At 71.5% G+C, this 19,333-nt stretch carries 20 protein-coding genes; 12 read left to right on the plus strand and 8 right to left on the minus strand.

The window, feature by feature from the left end:
- The first annotated feature begins 58 nt into the window (after positions 1–58).
- Positions 59–1,837, plus strand: a complete 1,779-nt coding sequence (locus ACOJV7_RS08905) for an ABC transporter ATP-binding protein (RefSeq protein ID WP_420189780.1) — start codon at positions 59–61, stop codon at positions 1,835–1,837.
- Positions 1,838–1,913: 76 nt separating this feature from the next.
- A complete protein-coding gene (locus ACOJV7_RS08910) occupies positions 1,914–2,603 on the plus strand; it encodes a sirohydrochlorin chelatase (RefSeq protein ID WP_420189781.1) in 690 nt (229 codons plus the stop codon).
- Between the two features lie 132 nt (positions 2,604–2,735).
- Here the strand turns inward: ACOJV7_RS08910 and ACOJV7_RS08915 are convergent, their stop codons facing one another.
- The 3 genes from ACOJV7_RS08915 to ACOJV7_RS08925 all read right to left on the minus strand — a co-directional run bounded on the left by ACOJV7_RS08915 (position 2,736) and on the right by ACOJV7_RS08925 (position 4,936).
- Positions 2,736–2,939: a VOC family protein gene (locus ACOJV7_RS08915; protein WP_420189782.1), complete on the minus strand. Its 204-nt coding sequence runs from the start codon at positions 2,937–2,939 to the stop codon at positions 2,736–2,738.
- Between the two features lie 114 nt (positions 2,940–3,053).
- Complete coding sequence (locus ACOJV7_RS08920; protein WP_420189783.1) at positions 3,054–4,139, minus strand: GNAT family N-acetyltransferase; 1,086 nt, start codon at positions 4,137–4,139, stop codon at positions 3,054–3,056.
- Entirely contained in the window at positions 4,136–4,936 is an 801-nt protein-coding gene (locus ACOJV7_RS08925; protein WP_420189784.1) for an HAD-IIA family hydrolase, read from the minus strand. Before ACOJV7_RS08925 ends, ACOJV7_RS08920 begins: the two co-directional genes overlap by 4 nt.
- 46 nt (positions 4,937–4,982) lie before the next feature.
- On the opposite strand from ACOJV7_RS08925, the gene fumC reads away from it, so the two are divergent.
- Positions 4,983–6,386: a class II fumarate hydratase gene (fumC, locus tag ACOJV7_RS08930; protein ID WP_420189786.1), complete on the plus strand. Its 1,404-nt coding sequence runs from the start codon at positions 4,983–4,985 to the stop codon at positions 6,384–6,386.
- 16 nt (positions 6,387–6,402) lie between these two features.
- Here the strand turns inward: fumC and ACOJV7_RS08935 are convergent, their stop codons facing one another.
- The gene (locus ACOJV7_RS08935) at positions 6,403–6,861 is read right to left on the minus strand and encodes a DUF5990 family protein (protein ID WP_420189787.1); all 459 of its coding nucleotides are present in this window, start codon (positions 6,859–6,861) and stop codon (positions 6,403–6,405) included.
- A gap of 62 nt (positions 6,862–6,923) precedes the next feature.
- Here ACOJV7_RS08935 and ACOJV7_RS08940 point away from each other — a divergent pair, with 62 nt between their 5' ends.
- Positions 6,924–8,744, plus strand: coding sequence for an alpha-amylase family glycosyl hydrolase (locus tag ACOJV7_RS08940; RefSeq protein ID WP_420189788.1), 1,821 nt, complete (start codon positions 6,924–6,926; stop codon positions 8,742–8,744).
- A gap of 152 nt (positions 8,745–8,896) precedes the next feature.
- Here the strand turns inward: ACOJV7_RS08940 and ACOJV7_RS08945 are convergent, their stop codons facing one another.
- Positions 8,897–10,237, minus strand: coding sequence for an aspartate aminotransferase family protein (locus ACOJV7_RS08945; RefSeq protein ID WP_420189789.1), 1,341 nt, complete (start codon positions 10,235–10,237; stop codon positions 8,897–8,899).
- Between the two features lie 269 nt (positions 10,238–10,506).
- On the opposite strand from ACOJV7_RS08945, the gene trxA reads away from it, so the two are divergent.
- Complete coding sequence (trxA, locus tag ACOJV7_RS08950) at positions 10,507–10,896, plus strand: thioredoxin (RefSeq protein WP_420189790.1); 390 nt, start codon at positions 10,507–10,509, stop codon at positions 10,894–10,896.
- 101 nt (positions 10,897–10,997) lie between these two features.
- The gene (locus ACOJV7_RS08955; protein ID WP_420189791.1) at positions 10,998–11,972 is read left to right on the plus strand and encodes an SGNH/GDSL hydrolase family protein; all 975 of its coding nucleotides are present in this window, start codon (positions 10,998–11,000) and stop codon (positions 11,970–11,972) included.
- A gap of 100 nt (positions 11,973–12,072) precedes the next feature.
- Here the strand turns inward: ACOJV7_RS08955 and ACOJV7_RS08960 are convergent, their stop codons facing one another.
- Complete coding sequence (locus ACOJV7_RS08960) at positions 12,073–12,246, minus strand: hypothetical protein (protein ID WP_156971718.1); 174 nt, start codon at positions 12,244–12,246, stop codon at positions 12,073–12,075.
- Positions 12,247–12,329: 83 nt separating this feature from the next.
- On the opposite strand from ACOJV7_RS08960, the gene ACOJV7_RS08965 reads away from it, so the two are divergent.
- From ACOJV7_RS08965 to ACOJV7_RS08980, 4 genes are all read left to right on the plus strand, one after another.
- A complete protein-coding gene (locus tag ACOJV7_RS08965) occupies positions 12,330–13,241 on the plus strand; it encodes a LysR family transcriptional regulator (RefSeq protein ID WP_420189792.1) in 912 nt (303 codons plus the stop codon).
- A gap of 210 nt (positions 13,242–13,451) precedes the next feature.
- Positions 13,452–13,790, plus strand: coding sequence for a PadR family transcriptional regulator (locus tag ACOJV7_RS08970; protein ID WP_420189793.1), 339 nt, complete (start codon positions 13,452–13,454; stop codon positions 13,788–13,790).
- Positions 13,787–14,767 (plus strand): permease prefix domain 1-containing protein, encoded by a 981-nt coding sequence (locus ACOJV7_RS08975; RefSeq protein WP_420189794.1) that lies wholly within the window; start codon positions 13,787–13,789, stop codon positions 14,765–14,767. The genes ACOJV7_RS08970 and ACOJV7_RS08975 overlap by 4 nt, the downstream gene beginning before the upstream one ends.
- Positions 14,768–15,088: 321 nt before the next feature.
- On the plus strand, positions 15,089–16,342 hold the full coding sequence (locus ACOJV7_RS08980) for a hypothetical protein (RefSeq protein ID WP_420189795.1): 1,254 nt from the start codon (positions 15,089–15,091) through the stop codon (positions 16,340–16,342).
- Between the two features lie 85 nt (positions 16,343–16,427).
- On the opposite strand, the gene ACOJV7_RS08985 is transcribed toward ACOJV7_RS08980, so the two are convergent.
- A complete protein-coding gene (locus ACOJV7_RS08985) occupies positions 16,428–16,781 on the minus strand; it encodes a DUF952 domain-containing protein (RefSeq protein ID WP_420189796.1) in 354 nt (117 codons plus the stop codon).
- 62 nt (positions 16,782–16,843) lie between these two features.
- Here ACOJV7_RS08985 and ACOJV7_RS08990 point away from each other — a divergent pair, with 62 nt between their 5' ends.
- Together ACOJV7_RS08990 and ACOJV7_RS08995 are read left to right on the plus strand one after the other, a co-directional pair.
- Positions 16,844–17,320, plus strand: coding sequence for a GNAT family N-acetyltransferase (locus tag ACOJV7_RS08990; protein ID WP_420189797.1), 477 nt, complete (start codon positions 16,844–16,846; stop codon positions 17,318–17,320).
- A 165-nt stretch (positions 17,321–17,485) separates the two neighbouring features.
- On the plus strand, positions 17,486–17,998 hold the full coding sequence (locus tag ACOJV7_RS08995; protein ID WP_420189798.1) for a hypothetical protein: 513 nt from the start codon (positions 17,486–17,488) through the stop codon (positions 17,996–17,998).
- Between the two features lie 87 nt (positions 17,999–18,085).
- Here the strand turns inward: ACOJV7_RS08995 and ACOJV7_RS09000 are convergent, their stop codons facing one another.
- Entirely contained in the window at positions 18,086–19,300 is a 1,215-nt protein-coding gene (locus tag ACOJV7_RS09000) for an endonuclease (RefSeq protein ID WP_420189799.1), read from the minus strand.
- Positions 19,301–19,333: the final 33 nt, after the last annotated feature.

Below are 19,333 nucleotides of genomic sequence, written 5' to 3' on the forward strand. Positions count from 1 at the left end.
CGGTCCGCACGGGGACAGGGCTGTGCGGTGTGACGTGCGCGGGACCTAGGGTTGCCCGGTGACCCGTCCCGCCGGCCCCGACCGCCCGCTGCAGGCCCTCTGGCAGCGCCACCGCCGCTACCGCACCCGCCTCGTCGGCGCCGTGACGATGTCGACCGTCAACAAGGTCGCCGACGTCATGCCCGAGCTCCTCATCGGCGCGGCGATCGACGTCGTCGTCCGCGGCGACGACTCGTTCGTCGGCGAGCTGCTCGGCATCGAGTCGCGCTACGCCCAGCTCGGCTGGCTCGCGGCCTTCAACGTCCTCGTGTGGATCATCGAGTCGGCCTCGCAGTACGTCGCGGACGTCCTCTGGCGCGGTCTCGCCCAAGGGGTCGAGCACGACCTGCGCGTCGAGGCCTACGACCACGCGCAGCACCTCGACATGGCCTGGCACGAGGGCCGGGCGAGCGGCACGACCCTCGCGACCCTCAACGACGACGTCAATCAGCTCGAGCGGTTCCTCGATGTCGGGGCGGCCGCGATCCTCCAGACCGCCCTCAACGTGCTGCTCGTCGGGGCGGTCTTCGCGGCGTCGAGCCTGCAGCTCTTCGTCCTCGCCTTCCTGCCGATCCCGCTCATCATCGCCGGATCGCTCGTCTTCCAGCGGCGCCTCGAGCCGCTCTACGGACGGGTGCGCGAGAGCGTCGCCGACCTCTCCGGAGCGCTGAGCGCCAACCTCGCCGGCATCTCGACGATCAAGGCGTTCACCGCGGAGGCGCGCGAGCGCGACCGCATCGCCGCGCTGTCGACGGCCTACCGCAAGGCCAACGTCGCCGCGATCCGCTCGAGCGCGGCCTTCGTCCCGTTGGTGCGGATGGCCATCCTGGCGGGGTTCACGTGCACGCTGCTCTTCGGCGGCTGGTCGGCGCTGCGGGGCGACCTGGAGGTGGGGCTCTACTCCGTTCTCGTCTTCATGACCCAGCGGCTGCTCTGGCCGCTCACCGAGGTCGCGACGGTGCTCGACCTCTACCAGCGCGGGCGCGCCTCGGCCGGTCGCATCCTGCGACTGCTCGACGAGCCGGTCACGGTGCCTGCCGGGACCGAGGCGTTGCAGCGACCGGTGCGTGGCGCGGTCGAGCTGCAGGGTGTGCAGGCGGGCTACGGCGAGGGGCCGCCGGTCCTCCACGGCATCGACATGGTCATCCCGGCGGGCGAGACGCATGCAGTCGTCGGCGCGACCGGCTCGGGCAAGTCGACCCTGCTCCGTCTCGTCCTCCGCTTCGACGACCCGCGCTCGGGCGAGGTGCTGCTCGACGGACGCGACGTGCGCGAGCTCGACTGGGACTCGCTGCGCGGGTCGATGGGCTACGTCGCCCAGGACGTCTACATCTTCTCCGGCTCGGTCGCCGACAACATCGCCTACGGGCGGCCCGAGGCGACGCGTGAGGAGGTCCGTGAGGCTGCGGTCGCGGCGGCCGCGGCCGACTTCATCGAGGCGCTGCCGGACGGCTTCGACTCGCACCTCGGCGAGCGTGGCGTCAACCTCTCCGGCGGGCAGCGGCAGCGGATCGCGCTCGCGCGGGCCCTGCTGCGCGACCCTGCCGTGCTCGTCCTCGACGAGGCGACCAGCGCCGTCGACAACGAGACCGAAGCCGCGATCCAGGCCTCCCTGCGCCGGGCCACGCTCGACCGCACCGCGATCGTCGTCGCCCACCGGCTCTCGACCGTCCGTCACGCTCACCGCATCTGGGTGCTCGACGCCGGCCGGGTCGTCGAGGCCGGCACCCACGACGAGCTGCTCGAGGCCGGCGGCAGCTATGCCTCGCTGTGGAAGGTGCAGACCGGCGAGCTCTGACGCCCGCACTGCTCGGGGCGAGGTCTGGGCCCGGTCGCCTCCGCCGCGCGGGCGTCATCTGTGCTGAACTGCCGGGATGCAGCACACCGCCGTCGTCCTCGTCGCCCATGGCACCCGTGACGCCCGCGGGGCCGAGACCGTCCGCCGCCTTTCCGAGCGTGTGGCCGCTGCCCTGCCCAGCCAGGAGGTGGCGCTGGCGTTCGTCGACGTCCAGTCACCGCTCGTGGGCGAGGTGCTCGACGACGTCATGACGCGGCACACCTCGGTGGCCGTCGTCCCGCTGCTGCTCAGCCGCGGGTTCCATGTCGACGTCGACATCGCCGACGCGGTCGCGGCTCATCCTGGGTCGTTCGCCCTCGCCCAGCTCGGGCCCGACCCCCTCCTCGCGACCCTCCTGCTCGATCGGCTGCGCTCGGCCGGGGCGCCCACGACCGCGCACGTCGTCCTCGCCGCCGCCGGGTCGAGCCGGGCCGAGGCGGCGGAGGACGTCGAGGTCGCCGCCGAGCAGCTCGCCGCCGGGTGGGACGCCCCGGTGTCCGTCGCCTACGCCGCGGGGACCGCGCCGACGGTGCCCGACGCGGTCTCGGCTGCGCGGCAGGCGGGGGCGGTGACGGTCGCGGTGGCCTCCTACCTCCTCGCGGAGGGGCACTTCCACGACCGGCTCGACGATGCCGGGGCCGACGTCGTCACGGCGCCGCTGGCGTCCGACGACGAGGGCGCCGACGCCGTCCTCGCCGTCGTCCTCAGCCGGCTGGGAACCGACTGACCGTGGTGGGTGCGTTTCGGGTCGAGTACCTATGGGTGTTCACGAACACCTATGGGTACTCGGCCCGAAACGCACCACCCATCGCCGCCGCCGGCGTACCTCGTCCGCCCCTACGGCCTCGTCTCCAGCGGCTCAGATCGCGGCGAGGTCGTGGGCCGTCGCGTGGTGCGGCTCGTAGAGCATGACGTCGTCGGCGCCCGGCACGGCCATGAAGACGACGACACCGAAGCCGCGGTCAACGGGGTCGGTGCTGAACGTCGCCCCGCGCGCCGACAGCTCGTCCATCGTCGCCCTCAGGTCGTCGCACATGAGCGAGATCGAGTGGTGGCGTGGCACGTGGTCCCCGCCCTCACCCGTCGTCGGAGTAGACCAGCGTGTGGACCGCGGTGATCATCTCTCCACGGTAGGCCAGTCACCGAGCCCGCGACAGGCCCATCGGGGGCAGCCCGGTCAGGTCGTGATGTCGCGGTGCCAGGACTCCGTCCTGTATGCCGTGACCCACCCCATCGAGAGATAGAGGCCGTCCGCTCCGGTCGGGGAGTCGGCGTCCACCTCGAGGCCGACGCGGTTGTGGCCGCGCTCGGCCACATCACGGATCACGGTGTGCAGCAGGGCCTTCGCCACGCCGCGTCCGCGGGAGAGCCGGTGCACGCCGATGTAGTCGACATAGCTGCCCTGGATGCCCGAGTCGTCCGGCGGCAGGACCGTCGCGACGAGCGCACCGCCGGGGACGGTCTCGCCGTCGACGTCGAGCTCGGCGATCCACCAGTGGTCCCAGCGGTGACCCGGGTCCTCGCGCAGCCGCGACAGGAACTCCGGGAAGGACTCGCGGTAGCTGTTGAAGTGGTCGGCGAAGGACTCCTCGAGCATCCGGTGCACCGTCTGGAGGTCGGAGGCGACCGGCAGCCCGTTGTCGTGCTTGGCGACCCGGCGGATCGTCACGCCCGCCCGGGGCTCGGGCAGCGCGCCCGGCTCCGCCTCGCTCGGTGACACCGGCCGCGACATCTGCATCCACGTCCGGGTCTGGCGGTAGCCGGCGGCGGCGAGCCAGCGGCGCTGGCGCTGGTCGTCGGCGTAGGCGCCCGAGTCGAGCTGCGTGCCACCGAGCTCGCGACCACCCGCGATGACCCGCCCGGCCTCCTCGGCCCACGCGAAGAGCGTCGTCGCCAGCGCATCGGCGTCGGCCTCGTCGACCCCTTCGGCCGCGACCGTGACCTCGACGAGGGTGCGCCCACTGGCGCGGTCGTGCACCGTCACCCACCCGATGACCGTGCCGTCGGCATCGGTGACGAGGGCCTGGTGCCGCGTCCACGAGCCCGTGCCGGCGACGTTGCTCTCGACCGTGTCGACGTCGACGGTGCCCGACCCCTTGGCCATCCGCTGGTGCGCCTCGGACAGGGACACGAGCGCGGTCACGTCGTCACGCGAGGGCACGCGCGCGACCCAGCCGGACGGCATACCCGAGAGGTCTGGGAGGCCGGACTGGTGGGGCGGAACAGCCGTCTCGGACAACGGGTCCGGGCTCTGCGACGTCATGCGATGGGTTCTCCGGACTCCACGACGGAGACGAGGTCGGCGACCGAGTCCACCACGGCCGTGGGGCGGTAGGGAAACCGCTCGACGTCCTCGGGCCGGGTCGAGCCGGTGAGGACGAGCACGGTCCGCAGCCCCGCCTCGAGCCCGGAGACCATGTCGGTGTCCATGCGGTCGCCGACCATGACGGTCGACTCGGAGTGGGCATCGAGCCGGTTGAGCGCGCTGCGCATCATGAGCGGGTTCGGCTTGCCGACGTAGTAGGGCTGGCGACCGGTCGCGGTCGAGATGAGCGCCGCGACCGAGCCCGTCGCGGGGAGCGTGCCCTCGGTCGACGGACCGCTCACGTCGGGGTTCGTCGCGATGAAGCGGGCACCCTTCTCGATGAGCCGGATCGCCTGGGTGATCTGCTCGAAGGAGTAGGTGCGGGTCTCGCCGAGGACGACGTAGTCGGGCTTGCGGCTCGTGAGGATGTAGCCGACGTCGTGCAGCGCCGTCGTCAGCCCGGCCTCGCCGACGACGTAGGCAGTCCCCTGCGGCCGCTGGTCCGCGAGGAACTGCGCCGTCGCCATGGCCGAGGTCCAGATCGCCTCCTCGGGCACGTCGATGCCGCTGGCGAGCAGGCGCGCGCGCAGGTCGCGTGCGGTGTAGATCGAGTTGTTCGTGAAGACGAGGAACGGCCGCCCTGCGTTCTTGAGCGCCGCGATGAAGTCGGCGGCACCGGGGATCGCGTGCTCCTCGTGAACGAGGACGCCGTCCATGTCCGTGAGCCAGGTCTCGACCGGCGGGTGTTCGGTCATCGGGGTGCCTCTGTCATTCGGCCATTGTGGTGCCTACGGTGGAGCCATGGCACACCCGACGACATCCCGAACCGAGTCGGACACGATGGGACCGGTCGAGGTCCCGACCGACGCCTACTGGGGGGCACAGACCCAGCGGAGCATCGAGAACTTCGACATCGGACGCGACACCTTCGTCTGGGGCCGGCCGATGATCCGGGCACTCGGCATCCTCAAGAAGGCTGCGGCACAGGCCAACGGTGAGCTCGGCGAGCTGCCCGAGGACGTCGCGGAGCTCATCGTCCGGGCCGCCGACGACGTCATCTCCGGCGAGCTCGACGAGCACTTCCCGCTCGTCGTCTTCCAGACCGGTTCGGGCACGCAGTCCAACATGAACGCCAACGAGGTCGTCTCGAACCGCGCCATCGAGCTCGCCGGTGGCGAGCGTGGCTCCAAGACGCCGGTCCACCCCAACGACCACGTCAACCGCGGCCAGTCGAGCAACGACACGTTCCCGACGGCCATGCACATCGCCGTCGTCCTCGAGGTCGTCGAACGCCTCGAGCCAGCGGTCGCGGAGCTGCGCGAGGTCCTCGACGGCAAGCGGACGGCATACGCCGACGTCGTCATGGTGGGGCGCACCCACCTCCAGGACGCGACGCCGGTGACCCTCGGCCAGGTCTTCGGTGGCTGGGTCGCCCAGATCGACGACGCCATGCAGGCCCTCTCGTATGCCGTGGAGTCGGCTCGTGCGCTCGCCATCGGTGGCACCGCCGTCGGGACCGGGCTCAACGCGCACCCGAGGTTCGGGGCGCTCGCGGCCGAGAAGATCGCGGCCGAGACCGGGCAGCCGTTCCGGCAGGCACCCGACCTCTTCGCCGCGCTGTCCGCGCACGATGCGCTCGTCGGGGTGAGCGCCGGGCTGCGCACCCTCGCCGGCGTGCTCATGAAGCTCGCCAACGACGTGCGCTGGTATGCCTCCGGCCCCCGCAACGGACTCGGCGAGCTCCGCATCCCCGAGAACGAGCCGGGCTCCTCGATCATGCCGGGCAAGGTCAACCCGACCCAGGCCGAGGCGCTGACGATGGTCGCGACACGGGTCTTCGGCAACGACGCGACGGTGGCGTTCGCCGGGTCGCAGGGCAACTTCCAGCTCAACGTCTACAAGCCGGTCATGGCGCACGCCGTGCTCGAGTCGACCCGGCTGCTTGCCGACGCGTGCCGTTCGTTCACCGAGCACTGCGCCCGGGGGATCGAGCCCAACGAGGAGCGGATCGAGGCCAACCTCGCGAGCAACCTCATGCTCGTCACCGCGCTCAACCGGCACATCGGCTACGACAAGGCCGCAGCCATCGCCAAGAGCGCGCACAAGCAGGGGCTGTCGCTGCGCGAGGCGGCGGTCGCGTCCGGCGACGTCACCGAGGAGCAGTTCGACGAGTGGGTGGTCCCCGAGGACATGACCCACAGCTAGGGCCTCGGCGCGCCGCTCAGGCGGGCGGTCCCTCGCGCGCGTCGTCGGGCAGCCCGCGCTCGAGGGTCCAGCGGATGGCGGGCGGACGGACCGCCGCGCACACCGGCCCTCCGTCAGCGTCGACAAGGGACAGCCGGCCGACGAGGAGCGCGTCGTCGGAGGCGTCGACGAGGTCGACCGGGTCGAGGACGCCGAGCATGAGCTTGGCCCGGCGCACCATGACGAACCCGTTGCCGTCGTCGTGCCCCCACGAGAGGTAGAGGAAGCGGTCGCCCCGACGGCCCTGCACCCACGGACCGCGCAGGTCGACGCCGTCGGGGGTGACGACGACGTCGAACGTGGCGTCGAACGTCATCGTCGACCCCTCGACGGGTCGCGGCGTCTCGACCTCGCGCCCGCGCTGGAGGCCGACGAGCACCCGGTGCCCGGCGACCACGCGTGGCGGGAGCGGCTCCCCGATGATGCGGACGTCCACTCCCACATCATGGCGTCGGACGCGCCCGGGTCGGCGGCCGACCGCGCACTAGGTTGACCGGCATGGACTTCACCGCACCCTCCCCGCACGAAGGCATGGGCGCCGTCCTCGTCGACGGTGGCGCCACCTTCCGAGTCTGGGCCCCCCACGCCACGCACGTCTGGGTCATCGGTGACTTCAACGGCTGGGACAGCGGCGCCAACCCCCAGCTCGAGCGCGACGGCGACGGCGGTTCCGGCACGTGGTCGGTGCACGTCCCCGGCGTCCACGCCGGGCAGGAGTACCAGTTCCAGGTCGACACCGGCTCCGAGGTCGTCTGGCGCGCCGACCCCTACGCCCGCCAGATGACGAGCTCGGTCGGCAACTGCGTCGTCTACGACCCGAACGCCTTCGACTGGGGCGACAACCCCTTCCGTATGCCGTCCCGCGACGACGTCGTCGTCTACGAGATGCACGTGGGCACCTTCGGCGGCGACGGCCACGGCGGGCGGGGCAGCTTCGAGTCGGCGACGCACCGACTCGACCACCTGCGCGACCTCGGGGTCTCGGTCATCCAGGTCATGCCGCCGTTCGAGTACGCCGGCGACATCTCGTGGGGCTACAACCCGAGCCACGTCTTCGCCGTCGAGTCCGGCTACGGCGGGCCCGATGCCTTCAAGGGCTTCGTCAAGGCGGCTCACGAGCACGGGATCGCCGTCGTCGTCGACGTCGTCCACAACCACATCGGGCCGTCCGACCTCGACCTGTGGCGCTTCGACGGCTGGTCCGAGGACGACGGCGGCGGCATCTACTTCTACAACGACTGGCGCGCGGCGACCCCGTGGGGCGCGACCCGGCCGGACTACGGCCGGCCCGAGGTGCGCTCGTTCCTGCGCGACAGCGCCCTGCTCTGGCTCGAGGAGTTCCGCTGCGACGGGCTCCGGTTCGACGCGACGAACTACATCCGCTCGGTCACGGGCGGCACGTGGGACGAGGGGGCCCTCATCCCGGACGGCGCGGCCTACCTGTCGTGGCTCACCTCCGAGATCATGGCGCGCCAGCCGTGGAAGCTGCTCATCGCCGAGGACCTGCAGGACGACCCGGTCGTCACGACACCGAGCGACGAGGGTGGGCTCGGCTTCCATGCGCAGTGGGACGCCGGGTTCGTCCACCCTGTCCGCCAGGCGCTCACCGAGCTGAGCGACGAGCACCGCGACCTCGACGCCGTGGCCGCGGCGGTCCTCGGCGAGGGTCGCGGACCGGCGGAGGCCCGCGTGGTCTACACCGAGTCGCACGACGAGGTCGCCAACGGCAAGACCCGGCTCCCCGAGGCCGTCGCGCCGGGCGACGCGGACTCGTGGGCGGCCAAGAAGCGCGCCGCGCTGGGCTTCGTCACGGTGATGTGCTCGCCCGGCATACCCATGCTCTTCCAGGGGCAGGAGTTCCTCGAGGACCGTTGGTTCGACGACTCGGTGGCGCTCGACTGGGGCAAGTCGGAGGCCAACGCGGGGATCGTGGCCCTTCACCGGGACCTCATCCGGCTGCGGCGCAACGCCGACGGCGTGAGCGGCGGGCTGCGTGGGAGTGGGGCCTCCGTGCTGCGCTGCGACAACGAGGCCAAGATCCTCGCCCTGCACCGCTGGGCGGAGGGTGGGGTCCACGACGACACCGTCGTCGTCCTCAACTTCTCGACCCGGGTCGAGCACGAGCTGCCCGTCGGCCTGCCGGCGCCCGGGCTGTGGAAGGTGCGGTTCAACTCGGACTCGCCGCTCTACGCCCCCGAGTTCGGCGGGGTCGACGCGTTCGACGTCGAGGCCGACGGCCCGGAGATGGACGGGTGCGAGCAGAGCGCCGTCCTCACCCTCGGCCCCTACAGCGCCGTCGTCCTCACCCGCGAGACCTGACCCCCCGGCCGGCCCCCGCGCGCCTTCACCTCTCCAGCATCGACATGCCCACGCAGAGCGTGGGACCCGCCGCCTGAAGTGGGTACCTCTCACTTCGGGCGGGAACTGTTCGCACCTCAGGTGCGACCTTCCCGCTGGGAGTGGGTTCCTTCTCAGTCGGTGGTGTGGCGGTCGGCGACGTCGAGGGCGGCGTCGAGCATCTCTAGGCCCTGGCGCATCTCCGCCGCGGTCGTCGTGCACGGGGGCACGACGTGGGTGCGGTTGAAGTGGACGAAGGGCCACAGCCCGTTCTCCTTGCACGCCGCGGCGAACTCGACCATCGGCTTCGCGGCCGGGCCCGTGGCGTTGAACGGGACCAGCGGCTCCCGGGTGCGACGGCTGCGGACGAGCTCCACGGCATACATGAAGCCGACGCCACGGACCTCGCCCACCGACGGGTGCCGGTCCGCGAGGGCCTCGAGCCCGGGCCGCAGCACCGTCTCCTCGACCCCGCGGACGTGCTCGAGGATGCCCTCCTCCTTGAAGATGCCGATCGATGCGACGGCCGAGGCGCAGGCGAGCGGGTGGCCGGAGTACGTGAGACCGCCGGGGTAGGGCCGGTCGGCGAAGGTCGCCGCGATCTCGGAGGAGATGACGACGCCGCCGAGCGGGACGTAGCCGGAGTTCACGCCCTTCGCGAAGCAGATGAGGTCCGGCGTGACGCCCCAGCGGTCGACGGCGAACCACTCGCCGCACCGGCCGAACCCGGCCATGACCTCGTCGGCGATGAGGACGATGCCGTGCTCGTCGCAGATCTCGCGCACCCCGGCGAGGTAGCCCGCCGGCGGCACGAGCACGCCGTTGGTGCCGACGACCGTCTCGAGCATGACCGCGGCGACCGTCGCCGCGCCCTCCACCATGATCGTGTCGCGCAGGTGCTGCAGCGCCCGCGCGCACTCCTCCTCCTCGGTCGTGGCGTGGAAGGCAGAGCGGTAGAGGTAGGGCCCCCAGAAGTGGACGATGCCCGGCACCGACGGCTCCGACGCCCAGCGCCGCGGCTCCCCCGTCGCGGCGATCGCGCCCGCGGTGGCTCCGTGGTAGCTCCGGTAGGTCGTCAGCACCTTCTGCCGGCCCGTGTGCAGCCGCGCCATCCGCATCGCGTTCTCGGTCGCCTCGGCGCCGCCGTTGGTGAAGAACACCGAGTCGAGGTCGCCCGGCGCCAGCTCGGCGATGAGCCGCGCGGCCTCGGAGCGCACGTCGTTGGCGAACGCCGGCGAGACGGTGAGCAGCCGCCCCGCCTGCTCCTGGATCGCCGCGACGAGCTTGGGGTGCTGGTAGCCGATGTTGACGTTGACGAGCTGGCTCGAGAAGTCGAGGTAGCGGCTGCCGTCGGCGAGCTTGAAGTGCGACCCCTGCGCGCTCACCACCTCCGCCGGGGAGATCTGGCCCTGCGCGGACCACGAGTGGAAGACGTGCTTCCGGTCGGACTCGGTCACGGAGTGGGCTGCGCTCATCGTCGTCACCCTCGGCAGCATATGGGGGTCGCGCGCAGGACGCGTCGCGTGTCACAACCTCGAAGACTGTTCAACGACACGAACTTTTCGCTACCATCGAGACAGCCGGGCGCGCGTCGTGAACTCCCTGTACCGACGCGCGCCCGTGGCGTGTCCGGACCCGGGTGGCGTATGCCGTGCGCCCCCGATGGATGATCCGCGCGGCTCGCGGTGTTGACCCCCGTGAAGACAGTCGACCACATCCCCCTGACACCCGAGGAGCCCCCTGCATGGCCACCGTCGAGCTGACCGCCGAGACCTTCGAGAAGACCGTGACGAGCAACGACATCGTGCTCGTCGACTTCTGGGCCGACTGGTGCGGCCCGTGCAAGCGCTTCGCCCCCGTCTTCGAGGAGGCGTCCGAGAAGCACCCGGACGTCACCTTCGGCAAGATCGACACCGAGGCCGAGCAGCAGCTCGCCGCCGCGGCGCAGATCACGTCGATCCCCACCCTCATGGCCTTCCGCGACTCGATCCTCGTCTTCTCGCAGCCCGGCGCCCTGCCCGCGCCTGCGCTCGAGGGCATCATCGAGCAGATCAAGGGTCTCGACATGGACGACGTCCGCGCGAAGGTCGCTGAGGCCCAGACCGCGGCCCAGAACGGCGGCGCGCAGGCCTGAGCCCGCGCCGGGCCGCCCCAAGCAGTCGAGAGGAGAGAACACGCCGTCCACCAGCCTCCTGGTGCGGCGAGTTCTCTCCTCTCGACTGCTTGGATGGCGTGATGCCTCAGCCCTACGTCGCCCTCGGCGACTCGTATGCCGCGGGCGTGGGGGGAGGTGCCCGCCGCAACGCGTGCTGGCGCGCGGCCGAGGGCTACCCGGTGCTCGTGGCCCGCTCCCTCGGGCTCGACCTCGCCTACCAGGCCTGCCTCGGCGCGACTACCCGCGACGTCGAGAGGCACCAGGTGTCCGCCCTTGGGCCGGGCACCTCGCACGTGTCGCTCACCGTCGGCGGCAACGACATCGGCTTCGTACCCGTGCTCGTCGAGTGCGCCAAGCCCGCGTGGATGGTCGACACCGACCCGGTCATCGACGCTGCGCTCGCCACGCTGCGCGCGGAGCTGCCGAGCCGGCTCTCCGCCCTCCTGGCCCAGGTCACGGAGGCGGCACCGGATGCGCGACTGGTCGTCACGGCATACCCGCTGCTCTTCAGCGGGGAGGACTGCAACGCGCTGACCTTCTTCAGCCCGCACGAGATGCGACGGATCGGGGAGGGCGTGGACGGGCTCGCCGGCGTCGTGGCGACGGCGGCCGGCGCGGCCGGGGCGCAGGTCGTCGACCCGCGCGAGGCGTTCGGGGGACACGCGGTCTGCGACCGCGAGGAGTGGGTGAGCGGGGTGTCGTGGCCGCTCGAGGAGTCCTTCCACCCCAACGCCCTCGGGCACGAGGCCTATGCGCGGCTCGTCACCGAGGCCTTCGGCGAGCCTGGGGCGGGCGCCGGCGAGACGGCACGACCCGAGCGCGAGGTCGTGGTCGTCGACGGTCCGGCGGTGCCCGGGGAGGCGCCGACCTTCGCACTGCCCGACCTGCTCTCGCAGCAGAGCCTCGAGGGGGCGCGGCGCCACGGTCTCGACCCTGAGCGGGTCGCGGACCTCGCGCGTCGAGCGGACCGGACGGCGACGGGGGCGGACGCCGATGCGGCCCGCGCCGAGCTCCATGCGCTCGACCGGCTCGTGCGGGAACGCCTCGGGACATGAGTCAGCGCTGGCCCGGGTCTCGGTCCAGCGCTGTCGTTGGGCGCGGGTGTGCGCCGGTGGTGCGGGCTGCCTCGGTCGTGCAGCAGTGGTGCAGCGGTGCTCAGATGGAGCGGTTGGTGTGCTGCCACTGCGACGCGACCATGAGCTCGTGGTTCGCGCGGGTGTTGTCCATGTCGACGGTGGTCGACCAGCCGGAGGTGCCCGGGCGGCGGAAGTTGCGCAGGCGCTCGGCGATGCGGTGGGCGGTGGTGAAGGTCTGGGTACGGGGGATCATGGGTCCAATGGTCCTCGTTTCAACTGCTTAGCACAACGTGACTTTGCTTAGGGGTCGTTAAGCAGGACTGTAGAGTGGGGGGCATGCTCGATCCGCACCGTCTCAGGGTCTTCCGCGCCGTCGTCAGCAGCGGCTCGGTGCAGGCCGCCGCCGACAACCTGGGGCTCACCTCGAGTGCCGTGAGCCAGCACCTCAGCGCGCTGGCCCGGGAGACCGGGCTCGTGCTCTTCCAGCGGCAGGGTCGCGGCATCTCGCCCACGCCGGCAGGGCTCGAGCTCGCCGCCCAGAGCGAGGAGGCCATGAGCCAGTGGGACCGCCTCGACTCCGTCGTCACCGACCTGCGTGAGGGGCGCAGCGGGCGGATCACGGTCGGCTACTTCGCGTCAGCCGGGTCGGCGTGGATGCCGGCGCTCGTCAAGCGGCTCACCTTCGAGCAGCCGGACCTCACCGTCGACCTCGTTCTCACCGAGGTGACGAGCCGCAACGTCCGGCCCGACCTCGACATCGTCACCGAGATGCCCGGCGACGCCGAACGGCCCGGCTACCGCCGCGTCCACCTCGCCCGCGACCCCTATGTCGCGGTCGTCCCGCACGACCACGAGCTCCTCGCCCGCCGGGCCGTGCCGCTCGCCGACCTGCGCGGCGAGACCTGGGTGTCCAACGACCTCGTCGGCAACCCGGGGCACCGGATCCTCGTGCAGGCCTGTGCGGCGGCGGGCTTCACGCCGCGCTTCACGGTGCAGGCGCAGGACCACTACTCGGCGATCCAGTTCGTCGCCGCCGGCGTCGGCATCTCGGTCATGCCCCGCCTCGCCGCTCGCGCGCTGCCACCCGAGGTGACGCGACTGCGCCTCACCGACCCGACGCCGGTGCGCGACATCTCGGCGCTCGTGCGCGACACCGGCCGCCCCAACCCGGCCGCCGAGCGACTGCTCGAGATGCTCCTCGAGCTCAACACCCACCCCGCCCGCCGCGGCCGCCCGGACGGCGGCTGACAGACGTCCCGCCTGGGACCCTTGCGTCCGGCGAGGTGACGACCTGGCGACCACAGGTGCGGACGCAAACGGCAGGGGTGGGCGGCATACCCGTTGCGTCCGGCAAGGTGACGACCTAGTCACCACAGGTGCGGACGCAGCGGCGGGGATTATGGCAGCCGCGACGTGTGCCATTGACGATAGTGTGCGGCACACACTATCGTGTGGCGCATGGACGACGACCTCATCGCCGGGCACCTGCAGGAGCTGCGCCGCGGCACGGTCGTGTTGGCCTGCCTCACGACCCTCGCCCGGCCGCACTACGGCTACGCCCTGCTCGAGACGCTCGCTCACGCCGGGTTCGCCGTCGACGGCAACACGCTGTACCCGCTCCTGCGGCGCCTCGAGAAGCAGGGACTGCTCACGAGCGAGTGGAACACCGACGAGGCGCGGCCCCGCAAGTTCTACCTCGTGAGCAAGGACGGCGCCGCCGTCCTCGACCGGCTCAGGACCGAATGGCGATCGCTCGACTCCGCGATCGGCGCACTCGACGGAGGGAAGCAGCAATGACGGACAGGACCGCCACCACACTCACCGACCGCTACGTCTGGACGGTCACCCGGCACCTGCCGGCGGACGTCGGGCCCGACGTCGCCCGCGAGCTGCGCGCCACGATCGCCGACGCCGTCGACGCCAGGGTGGAGGCCGGCGCCGAGCCGAGCACAGCCGAGAAGGAGGCCGTCGCGGAGCTGGGCGACCCCGACGTCCTCGCGCGGCAGTACGGCGGGCGGCCGGCATACCTCATCGGTCCGGGGGTCTATCCCGACTACGTGCGGCTCATGCGCGTCCTGCCCGCGATCGTGCTGCCCCTCGTCCTCGTCGCGAACTTGGCCGCGAAGGCCGCGACCACCGACGAGGGCTGGGGACCGATCCTGCTGGACGCGTTCCTGCTCGTCCTCACGACCGCGGTCCACCTCGCGTTCTGGGTGACGCTGACCTTCGCGGTCATCGAGTGGACGCGTCCGGAGGCCGAGCGCGACCGGCCGCTCAACGCCTGGACGCCCGACCAGCTCACCGCCGACGTGCCGTGGCGCACCGTGAAGCCCGGCGAGACGATCTTCGAGGTCGGGTTCGCCGTCGCGCTCGCGGCGCTCGTCACGTGGCAGCTCGGCGGGGTCGGCGACAACGGCATCCAGGTGCTCAACCCCGACATGCACCCCGTGTGGAAGGTCCTGCTCATCGGCTGGTTCCTCGTCGACGTGGCCGTGGCGCTGCTCGTGTGGCGGGTCGGTCGCTGGACCCCGTCGTTCGCGGCGCTCAACGTCGTCACCAACGCCGGCGCGGCGATCCTCGTGCTCTGGCTCCTCGCCCGCGACGAGCTCCTCACCGACCTGCCTCAGGTGCTCGGCGAGAAGTTCGGCTGGTCGACCGACTGGTCGGTCTCGGCGGCAGCGGTCGGCGCGGTCATCGTCGCCATCGCCGCGTGGGACGCGGTCGAGTCCGTCCTCAAGGCCCGCCGCTCGACCCGGGGCAGCCGCGTCGCCTGACTGCGGAGACAACGCACCTTCCGCGGAAACGTTGGTTCCGTCGTGCGCGACACGCCCCCGAGGCTGGCCGGGGCGGGGGAAGCGCCCCCGCTCCGAGCCAAGGGGGACCACAGATGACCAGATCGACCCGCCCGGCCGCCCGGCCACGCTGGGCGGCTCGCATTGCCGGGGCGGTGGTCGCTACCGCCGTCGCGCTCACGCCCGGAGTCCTGACCGCCTCGCCGGCATCGGCCGCGGACTGGATCCGGCCAGGGCTTCTCGCTGGGGAGTAGCTCCGAGTACACGATCCCGAGCTACCGGGTCGTCTTCCAGGACGAGACGGTGCGCTCGCTCACCCAGCGCTACGTGCAGTCCGCCGTCGACGAGATTCACTCGTTCTCGAACACGAGGATCAGTGTCGGCGGCGTCGCGTCGCCCACTGGGGGGCTGGGCGAGATCTTCGTGCGGGCGGCCGTCAGCAGCGACTTCTGCGGGTCGGCGCCGCTCAACGGCAACGCCACCTACGACGCATGGGACGGGTGCGGCCACCAGCGCGGCACGCCGAGAGTGGAGGGCGGCACCCTCGTGCTGCGGACTTCCGCCTACCAGAACAAGAGCGAGGCGTTCCGTGGTGAGCTGAGCGCACACGAGCTGGGCCACGTGCTCGGCCTGCAGCACCACGACGGGGCCTACGCCGGCGCCTACCAGCTCATGCACAGCGGGCTCGCGTCCGCCTACTCCGCCGGCCAGGCGTTCAAGGCAGGCGACCGCAACGGACTGCGCTACCTGGCCCGCAACACGACGACGCCACCCAGCACGGGCGCCACGCAGGTCCGGGAGGCGAGCAGCCTCGCCGGGTGGACGGCCTTGGGAGTCGGCGGCGCCTCGGGTCCGGTCGTCGCGAGCAGGACGGCGTCGGTGAACCTCGACGGCAACAAGATCATCTACAGCGTCTCGGGTGGACGTGTCTTCGAGGCCGCGAGCAGCACGGGGTGGAACAACCTCTGGACAGGCATCGAGGGAGTGAGCAGCAACGCCATCGCTGCGTTGACGCTCAACGGGGTCAAGTACGTCTACACCGTCAAGGACGGCGTCGTCCACGAGGCCCACAGCGCCAACGGGTGGCGCAACATCAGCACCGGGATCGTCGGCGTGGGCAACGACGCCCTCGCGGTCACCGTTCTCAACGGCGTGAAGTACATCTACACGATCTCCAACGGCAACGTCTTCGAGGCGCACAGCGCCAACGGGTGGCGCAACCAGGGCACCGGGATCAACGGCGTCAGCAACCGCGCGCTCGCCGTCATCACCCTCAACGGCGTGAAGTACGTCTACACGGTGGTCAACGGCATGGTCCACGAGGCCCACAGCGCCAACGGGTGGCGCAACCTGGGCACCGGCATCTCCGGCGTCAGCGCGGATGCCCTCGCCGCCATCGCGAGCAGTGGCGCGAAGGTCGTCTACACCGCGGCCGGCGGCACGATCTGGGAGGCGGGCAGCGCCGCAGGCTGGCGCAACCTCTCCACCGGGGTCCCCGGGAATCAGGTCTCGGCCATCCCGATCGGGTCCGGCGGGAAGGTCGTCTACACCAACTGAGAAGTTCCACGCGCCGACAGGTCCTCCCGCTGCGCCGAGCGGGAGGACCTGTCGCGTCACTCCCTCTGCACACGGCGCCCGCAGCTCAGTGCCGGCCGTGGGGTGGGTACAGGACCTGCGTGCCCACGACGGCCGAGGGGTTGATCGGCCCGTAGACGTGCGGGAACGTCTCGCCCGTCTCGGGGTTGCCGACCTCGCGCACGAGCCGCGACTCGAGCAGCTCGGGGTCGATCGTCAGCAGGAGCAGGTCGTGCGGCACCTCGGCATAGAACGTCGTCAGCACGAAGTCGAGCTGGGCCGCGTCGCAGCAGTGGATGAAGCCCTCGTCCTCGAGCGAGCGGTCCAGCGTCGACTCGGTGAACGCCCCGTCGGTCACGGCGCGGGCCCACGTGTCCGCCGTCGTGACGTGGTGGATCCGGCCGTCGTCGACGACGCTCACGTCCTGTCTCCCTCGGTGGTCGTCATGGCTGCCAACCTACGCCGCCGCCTACGCTCGCCGACATGACGATCCGCGAGGCCACCCCCGACGACGTCCCGGCGATCCTGCGGCTGGTCCACGAGCTCGCCGTCTACGAGAGGGAGCCGGACGCGGTCGAGGCGACCGAGGAGCACTTCACCGCAGCGCTCTTCCCCGCGTCGGGCAGCCCGACGACCTTCGCGCACGTCGCCGAGGTCGACGGGGAGGTCGTCGGCATGGCCGTCTGGTACCTCACCTTCTCGACGTGGACCGGTGTCAACGGCATCTGGCTCGAGGACCTCTTCGTCGAGCCCGAGCACCGGGGCAGCGGCCTCGGCCGCGAGCTCCTCGCCACGCTCGCCCGGACCTGCGTCGAGCGCGGCTACCGCCGGCTCGAGTGGTGGGTCCTCGACTGGAACGAGCCGTCGATCGGCTTCTACCGGGGCCTCGGCGCCGTGCCGCAGGACGAGTGGACGGTCTTCCGGATGGACGGCGACGCGCTTGCGACGCTCGGCGCCTGACGAACGACGGGTATGCCGGCGGCGCACCTCACGCGCCCGCCTCCCGCAGCGCCCGCAGCACCCGCAGCGGATTCGCAGCGGGCCGCAGCCGGTTCGCAGCGCCCATGCCCAGCATCGGCGTCAACGTCACCGACCGGGACGTGACCCACCGCAGGGAGGCACTCCATGACCACCATCGACCGCCGCGACGTCGTCCGCGGCGCCTTCGCCACCTCGTTCCTCGGCCTCGTCGGCGCATCCGTCGCGATGCCCGGCCAGGCCCTCGCCGCGCCGACCGTGTCGCGAGCCACCGTCATCGACCGCGCGTGGTTCTGGATGAACAACAACGTCCAGTACGACCAGGGAGCCACCTACCCCGGCCCCGGCGGGACGTCGCGCTACCGGACCGACTGCTCCGGCTTCGTCTCGATGTGCCTCATGCTGCCTGCGCCCGGACCGAGCACGAGCTCCCTCAACGGCTACGGCGCCCAGATCAGCAAGGCGAACCTCAGGAAGGGCGACTACCTCAACCTGCCCGGCGTGCACTGCGTCCTCTTCCACCGCTGGACCGACGCCGCGCAGACCCGTTTCATGCTCTTCGAGCAGTCCAACCCGTCCTCCGACATGAACCACCGCGAGGCCGCGCTCAGCACCTACGCGGACTACAGCGCCCGCCGCGCCTACAACATCGTCGACTGACGCAGCGTCGACAGACGACGACAGAGGTACGCCGGCCGCCCGAGTGGGCGGCCGGCATACCGCTGTCCTCGGGGGACCTGCGCAGGGTCAGGGCCAGATCGAGGCGACCCACTCCGGGTGGTCGATGAACGGGTTGCGGTTGCCCTGCCACTGGGCGTGGATGCGGTCGTTGCGGCGCTTCTCGAAGGCGTCGGGCGGGTCGCCGGCGCTCCAGGACTTGAGCACCGAGAGCCTGCCGATGTAGGGCGCGCTGCCGCTGTTCACCGACTCGTTGGGCTCGAGGTTCGGCCAGCCGTCGCCGCCCTCGTAGCGGACCGCCATGTAGAGGATCATCCGGGCGACATCGCCCTTGACGGCGTCGCGCGGCTCGAAGGAGTCGGCGTCGCGCCAGCAGTCCGCGCACTGGTTGACCGCCGAGCCCCCGTTGTCGAAGTCGAGGTTGCCGCGGTCGGAGTTCACCGTGACGTCCTCGGGGCGCAGGTGGTGCACGTCGGTGCCGGGGCCGTTGGCCGTCCCGAAGTCGCCGTGGCTCTTGGCCCACACGTGCTCACGGTTCCACTGGTCGACGCCACCACCGTTGTCGGACTTCGCGATTGAGCGCCCCGAGTAGATCTCGATGACGTTGCTCGCGTTCTTCGGGTCCTGGTCGGTGTCCTTGAGCGCGTCCCAGACCTGGTCGTAGGTGAGGACCGTCTGCTTGCTGATGATGCCGTGGAGAGCGCTGCGCAGGGCGGTGCCGGACTTGCCGGCGGCCGTGGCGTAGTAGGTGTCGGTGCTGGACGTGGGTGTAGGGGTGGGGGTCGCGCTGCCCGTCGGGGTCGCCGTCGAGGTGGGCGTCGGCGTGCTGCCGACCGCGGTCATCGCCGTGGGCGACTTGAGCCCGGCGTGCGAGAAGTAGGCCGTGAGCTGCCCCGTGACGTCGACGAGCCGGCCCATGTTGCCGGGGTTCGTCTTGAGGCCCCAGGCGCTGCGCCACTGCGTCGTCAGCTGGACGTAGAGCATCTTCGTGGTGTCGGTCTGCGAGGCCGAGTCGGCGAGCGCGATGGCGTAGTCGCCGGTGAACCCGCTGCGGTTGACCGTCGTCGTCGCCACCGGCTCCCCGACGACGTAGCCGCGCACGGTCTGCGACGAGCCGTTCTGGGTGGCGATCGCCTGGGTGACGGTGAGCGGGGTCGCCGCAGTGGCCCGCAGGGCGGTCGCCGCCGAGAGCGCGACGGCGGCGACGAGGGCCAGCACGGCAAGGGCGACGACAACCGGGACGCGGGTCCGGCGCAGCGGGGGACGGGGCGCGGTGGCGAGCATGACGGACAGCCTGAGGCCGGCATACGGGCGGTG

Origin of the sequence: Knoellia tibetensis, from assembly GCF_048606415.1 — a bacterium.
Classification (GTDB): domain Bacteria; phylum Actinomycetota; class Actinomycetes; order Actinomycetales; family Dermatophilaceae; genus Knoellia; species Knoellia tibetensis.

Coding starts and splice junctions, on each gene's coding strand:
- ACOJV7_RS08965 (WP_420189792.1), top strand. CDS start 12,330: ATGCTCGATCCGCACCGTCTCAGGGTCTTCCGCGCCGTCGTCAGCAGC.
- ACOJV7_RS08995 (WP_420189798.1), top strand. CDS start 17,486: ATGACCACCATCGACCGCCGCGACGTCGTCCGCGGCGCCTTCGCCACC.
- ACOJV7_RS08925 (WP_420189784.1), bottom strand. CDS start 4,936: ATGACCGAACACCCGCCGGTCGAGACCTGGCTCACGGACATGGACGGC.
- fumC (WP_420189786.1), top strand. CDS start 4,983: ATGGCACACCCGACGACATCCCGAACCGAGTCGGACACGATGGGACCG.
- ACOJV7_RS08940 (WP_420189788.1), top strand. CDS start 6,924: ATGGACTTCACCGCACCCTCCCCGCACGAAGGCATGGGCGCCGTCCTC.
- ACOJV7_RS08945 (WP_420189789.1), bottom strand. CDS start 10,237: ATGAGCGCAGCCCACTCCGTGACCGAGTCCGACCGGAAGCACGTCTTC.
- ACOJV7_RS08955 (WP_420189791.1), top strand. CDS start 10,998: ATGCCTCAGCCCTACGTCGCCCTCGGCGACTCGTATGCCGCGGGCGTG.
- ACOJV7_RS08990 (WP_420189797.1), top strand. CDS start 16,844: ATGACGATCCGCGAGGCCACCCCCGACGACGTCCCGGCGATCCTGCGG.
- ACOJV7_RS08970 (WP_420189793.1), top strand. CDS start 13,452: ATGGACGACGACCTCATCGCCGGGCACCTGCAGGAGCTGCGCCGCGGC.
- trxA (WP_420189790.1), top strand. CDS start 10,507: ATGGCCACCGTCGAGCTGACCGCCGAGACCTTCGAGAAGACCGTGACG.
- ACOJV7_RS08920 (WP_420189783.1), bottom strand. CDS start 4,139: ATGACGTCGCAGAGCCCGGACCCGTTGTCCGAGACGGCTGTTCCGCCC.
- ACOJV7_RS08975 (WP_420189794.1), top strand. CDS start 13,787: ATGACGGACAGGACCGCCACCACACTCACCGACCGCTACGTCTGGACG.
- ACOJV7_RS08910 (WP_420189781.1), top strand. CDS start 1,914: ATGCAGCACACCGCCGTCGTCCTCGTCGCCCATGGCACCCGTGACGCC.
- ACOJV7_RS09000 (WP_420189799.1), bottom strand. CDS start 19,300: ATGCTCGCCACCGCGCCCCGTCCCCCGCTGCGCCGGACCCGCGTCCCG.
- ACOJV7_RS08960 (WP_156971718.1), bottom strand. CDS start 12,246: ATGATCCCCCGTACCCAGACCTTCACCACCGCCCACCGCATCGCCGAG.